12 protein-coding genes are annotated in these 11,770 nt (G+C 33.3%); 8 read left to right on the top strand and 4 right to left on the bottom strand.

The features are described from left to right. Positions 1-193 precede the first annotated feature (193 nt). The 3 genes from ACWJKE_RS06070 to ACWJKE_RS06060 are packed head-to-tail and all read right to left on the bottom strand — an operon-like array spanning position 194 to position 3,120. Positions 194-1,150 carry an acyl-CoA dehydratase activase gene (locus ACWJKE_RS06070; RefSeq protein WP_216303006.1) on the bottom strand — a complete coding sequence of 319 codons (957 nt, stop codon included), beginning with the start codon at positions 1,148-1,150 and terminating at the stop codon, positions 194-196. Further along, positions 1,131-2,228 (bottom strand): acyl-CoA dehydratase activase-related protein, encoded by a 1,098-nt coding sequence (locus tag ACWJKE_RS06065; RefSeq protein ID WP_462959257.1) that lies wholly within the window; start codon positions 2,226-2,228, stop codon positions 1,131-1,133. The genes ACWJKE_RS06070 and ACWJKE_RS06065 overlap by 20 nt, the downstream gene beginning before the upstream one ends. Then, positions 2,182-3,120: an acyl-CoA dehydratase activase-related protein gene (locus tag ACWJKE_RS06060; protein ID WP_220286956.1), complete on the bottom strand. Its 939-nt coding sequence runs from the start codon at positions 3,118-3,120 to the stop codon at positions 2,182-2,184. The genes ACWJKE_RS06065 and ACWJKE_RS06060 overlap by 47 nt, the downstream gene beginning before the upstream one ends. Before the next feature lie 325 nt (positions 3,121-3,445). Between ACWJKE_RS06060 and ACWJKE_RS06055 the strand changes: the two genes are divergently transcribed. Next, positions 3,446-4,309 (top strand): LysM peptidoglycan-binding domain-containing protein, encoded by an 864-nt coding sequence (locus ACWJKE_RS06055; RefSeq protein WP_220286971.1) that lies wholly within the window; start codon positions 3,446-3,448, stop codon positions 4,307-4,309. A gap of 212 nt (positions 4,310-4,521) precedes the next feature. On the opposite strand, the gene ACWJKE_RS06050 is transcribed toward ACWJKE_RS06055, so the two are convergent. After that, on the bottom strand, positions 4,522-5,580 hold the full coding sequence (locus ACWJKE_RS06050; protein WP_462953040.1) for an AI-2E family transporter: 1,059 nt from the start codon (positions 5,578-5,580) through the stop codon (positions 4,522-4,524). A gap of 202 nt (positions 5,581-5,782) precedes the next feature. On the opposite strand from ACWJKE_RS06050, the gene tlp reads away from it, so the two are divergent. From tlp to ACWJKE_RS06015, 7 genes are all read left to right on the top strand, one after another. Continuing rightward, positions 5,783-6,010: a small acid-soluble spore protein Tlp gene (gene tlp, locus ACWJKE_RS06045; protein WP_216303011.1), complete on the top strand. Its 228-nt coding sequence runs from the start codon at positions 5,783-5,785 to the stop codon at positions 6,008-6,010. Between the two features lie 233 nt (positions 6,011-6,243). After that, positions 6,244-7,413: an amidohydrolase gene (locus ACWJKE_RS06040; RefSeq protein WP_220320069.1), complete on the top strand. Its 1,170-nt coding sequence runs from the start codon at positions 6,244-6,246 to the stop codon at positions 7,411-7,413. Between the two features lie 210 nt (positions 7,414-7,623). After that, positions 7,624-8,850, top strand: a complete 1,227-nt coding sequence (locus ACWJKE_RS06035; protein ID WP_462959354.1) for a D-alanyl-D-alanine carboxypeptidase family protein — start codon at positions 7,624-7,626, stop codon at positions 8,848-8,850. 211 nt (positions 8,851-9,061) lie between these two features. After that, positions 9,062-9,769, top strand: coding sequence for a lantibiotic protection ABC transporter ATP-binding protein (locus ACWJKE_RS06030; RefSeq protein WP_462959256.1), 708 nt, complete (start codon positions 9,062-9,064; stop codon positions 9,767-9,769). Next, positions 9,769-10,494 (top strand): lantibiotic immunity ABC transporter MutE/EpiE family permease subunit, encoded by a 726-nt coding sequence (locus ACWJKE_RS06025; RefSeq protein ID WP_462959255.1) that lies wholly within the window; start codon positions 9,769-9,771, stop codon positions 10,492-10,494. The genes ACWJKE_RS06030 and ACWJKE_RS06025 overlap by 1 nt, the downstream gene beginning before the upstream one ends. 1 nt (position 10,495) lies before the next feature. Then, positions 10,496-11,239 carry a lantibiotic immunity ABC transporter MutG family permease subunit gene (locus ACWJKE_RS06020; protein ID WP_462959254.1) on the top strand — a complete coding sequence of 248 codons (744 nt, stop codon included), beginning with the start codon at positions 10,496-10,498 and terminating at the stop codon, positions 11,237-11,239. A 12-nt stretch (positions 11,240-11,251) separates the two neighbouring features. Beyond that, positions 11,252-11,755 (top strand): NisI/SpaI family lantibiotic immunity lipoprotein, encoded by a 504-nt coding sequence (locus ACWJKE_RS06015; protein WP_462959253.1) that lies wholly within the window; start codon positions 11,252-11,254, stop codon positions 11,753-11,755. The last annotated feature ends 15 nt before the right edge of the window (positions 11,756-11,770 follow it).

Here is an 11,770-nt window from a genome sequence, read left to right as displayed (position 1 = left end):
ACTCTACTAAATAAAGAGTGCTTTTTTCAGCGGCCTCATGTTAATGGTTAGCTTTTTTATGCATATAGTCACAATGCATAGGCAATATTATAGGATGCTCCGTAACTGTAGTTTTTGTAGCTCCTCTATACAATTTATAAATAGGAGAGCTGTTGAATTAATATATGAATATTTAAAAATTAAAACAAAAAAATCATATAACCATCTTACTGCTCCATTTACCACACCTATCTCCAAAACAGCCTACAGTTTTTTCACCATCTTTTATTTCAATTACTTCACAATTGTTACCACAACCATTGCACTCTATATTTCGAGGGGCAAAATCATTGAAAGCTACTTCAAACCCTTTGAAATTTGTTTTTCCTGTCTTCATAACTGCTTCATTTGCAAGTACTGCCGCTCCAATAGCACCCATTACATCGTAGTGCTCTGGAACATGAATCTCAGTGCCTAAGGCTTTTTCAAAAGCTACTTTAATGCCTATATTCGCTGCAACTCCACCTTGAAAAAATATTTTTGATCGAATTTGTTTTCCTTTCCCTACATTGCTTAGATAATTCCTAACCATTGCCTCACAAAGACCTCCTATTATATCGTCCTCATTATATCCAAGCTGTTGCTTATGTATCATGTCAGATTCCGCAAAAACAGCACATCTCCCAGCTATTCTTACAGGTGATTTTGACTTTAATGCATACTCTCCAAAATCTTCAATAGGTATCTCTAGCCTTTCCGCCTGCCTATCAATAAAAGAACCTGTGCCTGCTGCGCAAACCGTATTCATTGCAAAATCTGTCACTATGCCATTTTTTAATAGTATTATCTTTGAATCTTGACCTCCAATTTCTAATATAGTACTTACATCTTTATCAATTTCGAGTGCTGCCACTGCATGAGCAGTAATTTCATTTTTTACTATGTCAGCGCCTATTAAAAAAGAAGCCATATGTCTTCCGCTACCTGTAGTTCCAACTGAGCTTATTTGCTTACTATCGTATTTTTCACTTAGAATTTTAAGTCCATCTTGGATTGCTTTTATAGGTTTACCTTTTGTTCTTAAATATAATTTTTCAATAACTTTTAATGTATTATCTAATAGTACAATATTAGTACTTACAGATCCCACATCAACTCCCATATAGTACATTGTTTTTCCTCCTCTCTAACATATCTACAAATGCTTCTATTCTAGTAATATACCCTGCCTCTCCAGTCATTTCATCTACTATCAAAGTCATTATCGGAAAATCTTTATCATTTGAAATTGCAGTCAAAATTGATTTTGATACAATTTCTGGCATACATCCCATAGGAAAAATTTGAATGGCTCCATCAAAATTCTCTTTTTCAGCAAGGAGTACTTCTCCTATGCACTCTCTAGCGTGCCCACCGATATAATATGGGAGATATTCTCTAGAAGCTCTCCTTATGTCAATTGAGTTAAGCTTTAAAGGGCGAAGTGCTGTATCTTTAATCCACCAACTAGGAGTAAGCATTCGTTTAGTGGCGACCCCATAATCCATAAGTTTATCTTCTATATAAAGATTAGAAAAGGGTTCAATTATAGTATAAATTTCACCGATAATTGCAATTTTTACTGGGGACTTATGTTTATTAATAGGAATCTCGTTTATTTTATTTTTATATTTTTTTAGAATATTCACCATCTGTGATGGCGAACTTGCTTTCGAAGCATTAAGGGTACATTCTTTTAAAACGCCCTTAAATTCTCCTTTGGTTACCTCGAATCCTGTTAAATAATGTGCTTTACTTTCAATTTTTTCTATTAGCTCAATTACATTATAGGCTACCTTTAACGCTCTAATTTTTTGAGCTTTACCTAATGGGCTATTACCCGTGATATTGGATAGGCGATTTAAGAATTCTTCTTTACCTATGTCAAAAGGGCTATCAACTACGATAAAAGTCAAATCGTGTCCTAATTTCTTTAGCGCATTCATCTGTAATTCACAGTACTCGCCAAATCTACAGGGACCACAGCTTCCAGGGATAATTATGGTATCCGCTCCAAGATCTATACTCTGTAAATAATTGCCCATCATAATTTTATAAGGTAAGCACATTTCTTCTGGAGAAAACTTTGAACCGAGCTCTAACGCCTCGTTACTACTAAATGGTGGAACTATGCATTCTATACCCAGTCCATCAAATAGTGCTTTAGCTGCAAGATATGTGTTGCCTAAATGTGGAAATGTTATCTTCATTATTATTTTTCCTTTCAATCATATCAATAAAGGCCTCAAGCCTTGTGTCTAGGCCGCCTTCACCAGTATGTTCATCAACTTTTAAAACTAAAAGAGGGAAATCTCCAATTTTTTCTTTAATAAGTTCTAGTACAACAGAGTCTATTCCACAAGCAAAGGATGAAATGTATATTGCTCCATCTATTTCATTATTTTTAGCTATACTAGTTGTAAATCCATAAGAATTTGCAGCAAAAGTCCAAAAGGGCCTTTTAAAAAGAGTTTTTACTTCTGCCTTAATTTGTTCCTCCGCCATATATTCCTCTGTTATAACTCCTACACCTAGTTTGTTTAATTTTTTTACTATATTCATATTAATGAAAGTATCGTAAAGATTATATGGATGTCCTACTAAAGCAACATTTTTTTTAAAGCCTTCATCTTTAATCCCAAATTTAAAATTCCTCTGTGTTTCTAAGGCTTTGTTAAATGCAACGCTTACCTTGCTATTATCTTTCGTAATCATTCGAGCTAGTTTTTTACACCAACAATATAATTCTTTCTCATTAGTTGCATATATAGGTTCTGTCATTACCTTTGGCAAATTGGGTATGCTATACATTATCATTTCTGGAAGTCCACAAAACTTAGGGCATATAAATTCGCGTGCGCGGACCCTCATAATTCTAGGTATTATTAGTAAATCACATCTGTCCTTTATATCTAGTATGTGTCCATGAAATATCTTTATGGGCAAACAAGCCTCGTCTACACAGTATTTAACCCCTCCATTTAAAATGTTTTTGTTTGTATCAGCAGATGTAATTACTTCTGCACCTAATTCAATTAAAAACTTTTCTATAAAAGGAAAGTATTTATAATATAATAAGCCTTTAGGAATACCAACTTTCATAATTTCCTCCTTACATCCTTTTTTACTAGCACTTTTTAATTCTGAACTATTAAGCTGAAAAGTATTCGTAAAATATAAAAAAACTGGATTTAGTATCCATGATTTAGCGACATTTCAGCTTCGAGGGTGATGATTTAATATTATTTATATATGACATAAAATTCCGAAAAATGCATTGGATTTTTATCGTTGTCGTATTATGGTATAATAAAATAATACTCCAAAGGAAGTACGGGATTTAATTTTAGGGTGAAGCTTTATGTGAAATTAAGGTGCCTATACCCTAACCTGTCAACTAACCTGGGAGGAAAAAGGAGTGGAAATAATGACCAAATTTAAAAGTCTTAAATCTATTTTATTAACAACAACATTAACAATTGGTGTATCAATGCTTACATCACAAAATATATTTGCAGCTACATCAACAACTAAAACTTATACTGTTAAAAGTGGGGATTGCCTATCTTCAATAGCGATGAAGTACGGACAATCATTAAATAACTTAAGGAAAGCTAATAACAAATGGAACGATTCTATTTTTCCGGGTCAAGTTCTTAAGATTTCAGGAGGAGATAGTGCTACGGTGAAACAAACAACACAAACGAAGAGTGATTCACTTAAGACTTATACTGTTAAAAGTGGGGATTGCTTATCTTCAATAGCGAAAAAGTGTGGACAATCATTAAATGATTTAAGGAAAGATAATAACAAATGGAATGATTCCATTTTCCCAGGACAGGTTCTTAAGATTTCAGGAGGTACTAGTTCTACTGCAGCGCAAACATCGCAAACAAAATCTACGGCAATAAAATATACAGATAGCGATTTGAACTTGCTAGCTAGATTAATAACCGCTGAAGCAGGAGGAGAAAGTTATGAGGCTCAGGTTGCTGTAGGCGCAATAGTTGTAAATAGAGTTAAGAGCAGTTATTTCCCAAATTCAATCAAGGCTGTTATTAATGAAAATACAAATGGGCGTTATCAATTCACCCCGGTATTAAATGGTAACATTAATAGACCTGCAGAGGCAAGTGGAATGAAGGCTGCAATGGAATCACTTAATGGAAATGATCCAACAAATAAAGCTTTGTTTTTTTACAGTGGAGCTACTCCCAAAGGATTGACTGAGCCACAACCAGTTTCCAGAATAATAGGTAATATGACATTTGTACAATTGATAAAAAAGTAAAGTATTACTTTAGTGAAATGTGTAAAATAAAAGTATAATACGACAATACATAATAGTAATATAATTCATTGGCACTTGTAGAAAATTTACAGGTGCTTTTCTAATGGCTAATAATGGAGCTATTAATTCTTATGGATTACACAGTTATTAAAAGTCTATAAGTCAGTAATTATTAAATTTCAGAACTTAATTAAAATCTTTTTTAAGTGGAATTAGTTGTTGAATTTTTTGATTATGCCGCATTCATACAAGTTAGAAAATATTGTTTTAATAATGGCATAAATAGGGACAACAGCAAAGGCAGCCAAAGGTCCACCTACTGCAACTGCACCTATTACTAAGAAGATGTCAGTTAGAGGGTGAATTTTCATTGCATGAGACATAATTGCAGGCACAACAACCCTTCCTTTTAAAGTTTGTACAATGATGAATACAATAATAAGTTTTACTATCATGAGAAATCCCATGCTTAAAGCAATGATAGAGGGAATAATCATGGAAATAAAAAAACCTATAAAAGGAATAAAAGCCAAAATAAAAGTTATTGAGGAGAAAAGTAGAGCATTGGGAATGCCTATTATTTTGTAGGCAATAAATATCATAATGGATAAAGAAAGAGCTACTTTTGCTTGACCTGTAACATAAGCATCCAATACCTTATTGCTCTCAGAAAGAATTTTCAGAACAAGTTTTCCATACTTTTTAGGGGTTATGCACATGATTTTATCTTTAAATTTACAACCATCTTTAAGCAAAAAAAATAATATTATTAACACAAGAAATAGAGTTGAAAATGTGTGCATTGCATACTTTACTGCAAACATAAGGGTTTGACCCAAATTATGCGTATAAGTATTAGCTATATTGGCAAATGTTTTATATATCTCAGGGGGTATATAGTTATTAATTTTATTCATTATTTGATTAACAGGGTCTTGGCTTTTCATAAAATTGGTTAGTTCTTCTATTGTTCCATTAAACTGAATTGCAATATAATTACTAAAAAAGGTTATAGCACCTGTGCCAATAGATACTCCAAGGATTAATGTTAATAGAGCTGAGGTACTTGGTTTTAAACCATTTTTCATGAAAATTGTATTTAATGGGTTCATAATATAAAACAAAAACACAGAAAATATAAAAGGAGTTAAAAATGATTTAAAAAGTATAATTATAATTTTATGAACAAAGAACATCTTACTGAAAAGAAGTATGGCCAAAAAAATTAAATTAATAATCAGCAAATTTTTTAGTATGTTATTTTTAAGCATAGTCATACACTTCCTTTGATTTACTCCATATAATATAGTTTGAGCATGTAGCTATATACTTATTCATTGCTAACAAATAGATATATCTAAACATTAACGTCTTTGTCTTTCTTCTTTTAATGTTTTGTCGCATAATAAATATTTTTGTAGATATAATAATAAAAGATAGTTTATTAAATCAAACAAAAGGGGAGATGAAATTATGAAAAACAAACCAGATGACAGGAGAGATAATGTAGATAAAATTCAGGAGAATATTGATAATTCTATTGAAAATTTTAACCTTGCTGAAGAAGCTATTGAAAAAACAGATGATGAAAAAATTATAAATTCACTAGAGGAAAAGAATGAGAGAAGAAAAGAAGCTATTACAGGCATGAGAACAGAAATTAGAGAAGAGGCAATAGATAAAAAAAACGGATATAGATAGAGTAAGAATACAATAATCAGAAACGGTATAGCAATATTTAGCTATACCGTTTTTATGAATTTTGTATGTAAACATACTGGTATTTCATTTGCTTTCGCAGTATATATTAAGCATCTTTAATTTGATAATTATAATTATTATTATATTTTCATGTTATTATGGTAAGAAATTAGAAAAGATAGATAAAGCTCAATTTATACGTGTGTTTAAATAAATTTAAGGGGTATGATTTTATGAAGAATGAGATATTATTAAAAAGTGTTGATGATAATTTGGAAGAAAAACTTATAGAGATACGTCATAATTTTCATAAGCATCCAGAGTTATCTAAAGAGGAGTTTAAAACAACGCAGACTTTACGTAAGCTATTAAATGAAGCTCAAATTCGAGTACTTGATCTACCACTTGAAACAGGGTTAGTTGCAGAAATAAAAGGATTTAAGGAAGGGCCTATTATTGCAATTCGTTGCGATATTGATGCGTTGCCTATTATTGAAGAAACAGATTTAGATTATAAGTCAGAAGTTTTTGGAAAAATGCATGCTTGTGGACACGATTTTCATACAACTGTTATTTTAGGTGCAGCTTATTTATTAAAACAACAAGAATCAACATTATCTGGAACAGTACGGGTTATATTTCAACCAGCTGAAGAAATAGGGAAGGGTGCAGAAGACATTTTGGCAAGCGGAGTCCTATCAGGTGTTGATGCAATTTTTGGATTGCATAGCTCACCAGATTTAGAAGTAGGCAGTTTAGGAACAAATGTGGGAGCTTTGACTGCAGCAGTTGATCGTTTTGAAGTCGAAATTGCAGGCACTGGAACACATGCGTCATCACCGGAAAAGGGAACAGATCCGATTATTGTTGCAGCCCATATGATTACAGCATTACAAACAATTGTTAGTCGTAATGTTAGTGCATTTGATCAAGTACTCATTAGTGTTACTCACTTGGAAAGTGGTAATACATGGAACGTAATTCCCACTACAGCTTATTTTGAAGGAACTGTGAGGACGCTTAAGGCTGAAACACGTGAGTTCGTCCCTAAAAAAATGCTGCAAATAGTTAAAGGAATGGCTGACTCATTTGGTGCAACTGCCGAGCTAAAATGGTATTGCGGACCGCCAGCAACAAATAACACAGCGAAGTGGACGTCTGTTGCATTAGAAGTAGCAAAAGAACAGGGATATGTTATTAAGGAACTTCCTCAAACCCTAATTGGAGAAGACTTTGCTTATTATCAAGAGCAAATAGAGGGTGCATTTGTTAGTATAGGTACAGGTGTGTCATATTCACTTCATCATCCTAAATTTACAGTAGATGATGCGGCAATTCTACCAAGTTCAAATTATTTTGCGAAACTCGGTAGGCGCGCATTGCTTATTTTAACAGAAAAATAAAGTCGATTTATGAAACAAGATTAAAATGGTAATGTGCTAATAACCATATATGTGCTATAATATACCTTTATACAATCAAATATTATCTGTTGAAAAGTCTTATTTTCAATTGTATTTTATAATGAATGCAAATAAATTATAGTAATGGAGAGATGAAAGTTGAAATACAAAAAAAAATTTACTCTGATTGTTTTATTTCTAGTATTTTCTATGAACTTAAATGTTTTCGCAGTTAGTAGTAATGACACTGCTAGTTTACCAACAATATATGGGAAAGCAGCCATCACTGTAGATGTTGCAACTGGCGAAATAATTTACGCGAAAAATGTTGACAAGCTAACGTACCCAGCAAGTACAACAAAGTTAATGACCGCGCTATTGCTCGCTGAGAACAGGGAAAAAACTGATGAAATAAAATATACGCAAAGTGCAAAAATCCAGCCTGCGGATTCATTAAATGTTAATTTTCATCCAATTGGACTTGATGAAACTATGTCAGGTGCTGACGTAATGGATGGACTGTCACTGTTTTCAGCGAATGATCTGGCCTGTATGATTGCAGACGACGTCTCAGGAAATGGTACAAACTTTGAGAAAACGATGAATGATAAGGCAGCCCAATTGAACATGACAGGAACTCATTTTGTAACTCCTAATGGGCTTTCGCGTCCCAATCATTATACTACGCCTTATGATATGAGTATATTGGCTAGAGCTGCATTTTTAAACCCATGGGTAAAAGAATCAATGACTAAAAAGAAAAGTACCATATCAACATCAAAAGGAACAACATTTAAAATTGAAAATAGCAACAAGCTTCTTGGCGTAGATGGTTGTATTGGTGGGAAAACAGGATATACTTCACAAGCCGGAAGATGTCTTGTAGCCTTTTATGAAAGAAATGGTAGAGAAATTATGGGGGTTGTTATGGGATCAGTTATGGATGCCAAAGACACTTATGTTTTCAATGATATGGAAAACATAATTAACTATAGCTATAATTTACAGAAAGAAGTATTACATGCAAATAATTCTGTTATAAGAACTGAAACATTAAAATACAAACCGCTTGGATTCTTTGGTCCAGAGAAAACTATTAGTGTACCATTGGTAGCTAAAGAGGATGTTAGCTATTACAACAATGAAGCAAACAAAAAAGATTTGAAGGAAAATATAAACTTAAACAGTATGTCTGTTTCTAGTCTTAAAGGAAATAAGAGCGTTGGAACTTTGACATTAACTGAAAAAGGGAAGGTCAAAACTTACAAGCTGTATTCAACAGTTTCGAAAGGATCTTTATTAAAAAACAACATACATATATACATTATGGCTACTGGGATATTTATTTTATTTTTAATAGGAATAGCGGTTATAATAAGAATGATTAATTTAAATAAGAGAAAAATAAGGAACAATAGATTTAAAAGGAATTTTTAAAATGAAGTGAAGAAGGGGCTGTATTATGGATATTAAATCCATGATAGGGCCTTTTTTTACGTGGATGGCTGATGTATCTGTATTTCAGTAACAGCAAGGCGAAGTGTTCACTCTAAGAATTCAATTAATAGTAGGAAAAAATAAAAATCCTTATAGAATCCTTATAATTACTTAGTATTATAAAACTATAGTAAACGAAAGGGTGATGAATATGAATAATTACATTTTACAAACAAAAAATCTTTGCAAGACTTTTAAAAAACAGCGTGCAGTAAACAACATTTCGCTGTCCATTGAGAAAAATTCTGTCTATGGATTGCTAGGCCCGAATGGTGCCGGAAAATCAACTCTATTAAAAATGGTTACGGGAATGCTTCATCCAATATCAGGAGAAATAATTTTTGAGGATCATCAGTGGAGCAGGAAGGATCTTTCTAATATAGGAGTTTTGATTGAATCTCCACCTCTTTATGAAAATCTTACGGCCGTTGAAAACCTGAAAGTACGAACTATTCTTTTAGGACTTCCAGATTCCCGTATTAAAGAAGTACTGGAAATTGTGGATTTGACGAATACAGGAAAAAAGCAGGCAGGACAGTTTTCTATGGGAATGAAGCAAAGGCTTGGAATTGCAATTGCACTACTAAATAAACCCAAATTGCTAATTTTGGATGAGCCTACAAATGGCTTGGATCCTCTTGGAATACAAGATTTACGTGAGTTAATACGTTCTTTCCCGTCGCAGGGAATGACAGTGATCCTCTCCAGTCATATATTGTCTGAGGTTGAATTGATTGCAGACCACATCGGCATCATAAGCAATGGGGTACTCGGGTATAACGGCAAAATTAATCCTGGTGAAGATTTGGAGGTGCTTTTCACAGAGGTTGTGAAAAAGAACAGGAAGGAGGATTTATAATGCTTAAATATTTACAGGCTGAAAATTTAAAGTGTAAGAGAACATTTATAAAAAAACTGATTTTTATTGCACCTATGGTTACTTTGCTATTTGCATTTATGTCCGGAAACGGGTTTCAATTCAATAGCTTCAATTGGTGGTATATGCTGATACTACCGGGATATATTTCAATAATGGCAGTAATGACTAACGAAAAGGAGCAAAAAAAGTTACGCTATAGGGCTGTATTTGGTCTGCCGATTTCTTTAAAAAAGGTGTGGATTTCAAAAGTTTTGGCAAATGGGATTTATATGACTTTCTCATGTATGGTTTTGCTAGTTGGAATTCTTTTAGGAGGTTATCTAATTTCCAATACCGTACCGATTTTTCGCGCATTTGCCGGAGCTGGTTTGATTGCAGTTACATCTTTATGGCAGATTCCACTTTGTATGTTTTTAGCGAAGAAACTGGGAATGCTAGGGACAGTTTTGATAAACGCTGGAGTTGGAGCTGTATTAAATGTTATGGCTGTAAGTACATCAATGTGGTGGATTTGTCCTTATAGTTGGACGTCACGTATTATGTGTTCGGTTGTTGGGAGTTTGCCAAATGGAATGCTAGCGGAAATAGGAGATCCGCTACGAAATCCAGTCGTGATTCCAATTGGAATTATGCTGTCCATTATTCTGTTTGCTTTGCTAATGATTGTTACCGCTAATTGGTTTGAAAAACAGGAGGTTAATTAATATGATTGCTTTAATTAGGTGTATAAAATCGGATTTTTATAAATTAAGACATACTTCTATTCTGTGGATTCATCTACTTATTCCGCTAGCGGGAGCATTCATGTTTTTGGCATATTATAGTTCATCTTCATGGAGCGCATTAAAAAAAATAAGTGGGTATTTGGAGGTCCTAGCAATTGCATTTCCTTTGCTCATAGGAATAATCAGTGGGATAGTAATTGAGCAGGAAGAGCAAGCTGGAAATTTTCAAACACTATTGTGCATTACAAAATCAAAATGCACCACGTATTTGAGTAAGCTAATTATTTTGCTTTTATTGGGAAGTTTTTCCATGACGCTTGCTGTAGGAATCTTTGCACTTGGATTCCAAACAATGCCCAATATATTTTACTTAAAAGCAGGTGTAGCATTAGTTCTAGGAAATATATTCATCTATATCTTGCATGTGTTCATAAGTCTTCAATTTGGAAAGGGTGCCTCCGCAGGGCTTGGAGTTGCAGGAAGTCTGATTTCTGCTCTGATGCTTACTGGTCTTGGTGATTATATATGGTACTTTGTTCCATGGGCATGGAGCGTGAGGTTTTGCAATCGTATGTTTGAAAAGTTGAACGATCCTGCTTTCAGTGCTGAAATAGTACTTGATATGCAAAAGGGATTATTTGTCATGTTATTTGCCATATGTATAGCCTTTGTTGCAAGTTTATTTTGGTTCAAAAAATGGGAAGGAAGAAAGTCATATGAATAAGGAGGAATTGTTATGAAGATAAAAAGAAAGTTTGTAATTTTGTTCACAGTTTTGTTTTGTACATTAGTAATAGGGTATTTTGCAAAAGATACTATAATTAAAAAAGTAAGGACATATGCACTTAAAGATAAAATTGTTTGCAAGGTCAATGCTAAAAATGCTACGCAAATCAGTTATAAGGAAATAACTTATCAAATTTCAAATGTTTCATTGGATCGGTCTAAACTTGGGGGATGGAACGGAATTATTGACAAAGTGGCAGTTCTTGATAAAAATAATTGTATACTTAAACAAAAGGAAATTGATTTGTCTGCCCAATTAACAATAGAGGATGTAAAAAAGGATCTTCCCCAAAATGCAAAGTTTATTGTATCTTTTCAAAGTGTTTGTTCAATAAAAGGTATAGATAGTAAAGAAGCCATCGCCGTCCAAGTTGATAACAACTTTTACAAAACGATGCCTGTAGGAAGCGCGTCTACTGATAAAACAGCCATCAAATTATCTCCTGCGGAGTAAAAATAAAAGTGCTTA

Source organism: Clostridium sp. CM036 (genome assembly GCF_055081135.1).
Note: the sequence above shows the minus strand (reverse complement) of the source record. Positions and strands in the feature narration are given on the sequence as shown.

Excerpts from the sequence above, each read along its gene's own strand:
- ACWJKE_RS06020 (WP_462959254.1), top strand. The coding sequence starts at position 10,496 with ATGATTGCTTTAATTAGGTGTATAAAATCGGATTTTTATAAATTAAGA.
- ACWJKE_RS06050 (WP_462953040.1), bottom strand. The coding sequence starts at position 5,580 with ATGCTTAAAAATAACATACTAAAAAATTTGCTGATTATTAATTTAATT.
- ACWJKE_RS06035 (WP_462959354.1), top strand. The coding sequence starts at position 7,624 with ATGAACTTAAATGTTTTCGCAGTTAGTAGTAATGACACTGCTAGTTTA.
- tlp (WP_216303011.1), top strand. The coding sequence starts at position 5,783 with ATGAAAAACAAACCAGATGACAGGAGAGATAATGTAGATAAAATTCAG.
- ACWJKE_RS06030 (WP_462959256.1), top strand. The coding sequence starts at position 9,062 with ATGAATAATTACATTTTACAAACAAAAAATCTTTGCAAGACTTTTAAA.
- ACWJKE_RS06060 (WP_220286956.1), bottom strand. The coding sequence starts at position 3,120 with ATGAAAGTTGGTATTCCTAAAGGCTTATTATATTATAAATACTTTCCT.
- ACWJKE_RS06065 (WP_462959257.1), bottom strand. The coding sequence starts at position 2,228 with ATGAAGATAACATTTCCACATTTAGGCAACACATATCTTGCAGCTAAA.
- ACWJKE_RS06025 (WP_462959255.1), top strand. The coding sequence starts at position 9,769 with ATGCTTAAATATTTACAGGCTGAAAATTTAAAGTGTAAGAGAACATTT.
- ACWJKE_RS06040 (WP_220320069.1), top strand. The coding sequence starts at position 6,244 with ATGAAGAATGAGATATTATTAAAAAGTGTTGATGATAATTTGGAAGAA.
- ACWJKE_RS06055 (WP_220286971.1), top strand. The coding sequence starts at position 3,446 with ATGACCAAATTTAAAAGTCTTAAATCTATTTTATTAACAACAACATTA.
- ACWJKE_RS06015 (WP_462959253.1), top strand. The coding sequence starts at position 11,252 with ATGAAGATAAAAAGAAAGTTTGTAATTTTGTTCACAGTTTTGTTTTGT.
- ACWJKE_RS06070 (WP_216303006.1), bottom strand. The coding sequence starts at position 1,150 with ATGTACTATATGGGAGTTGATGTGGGATCTGTAAGTACTAATATTGTA.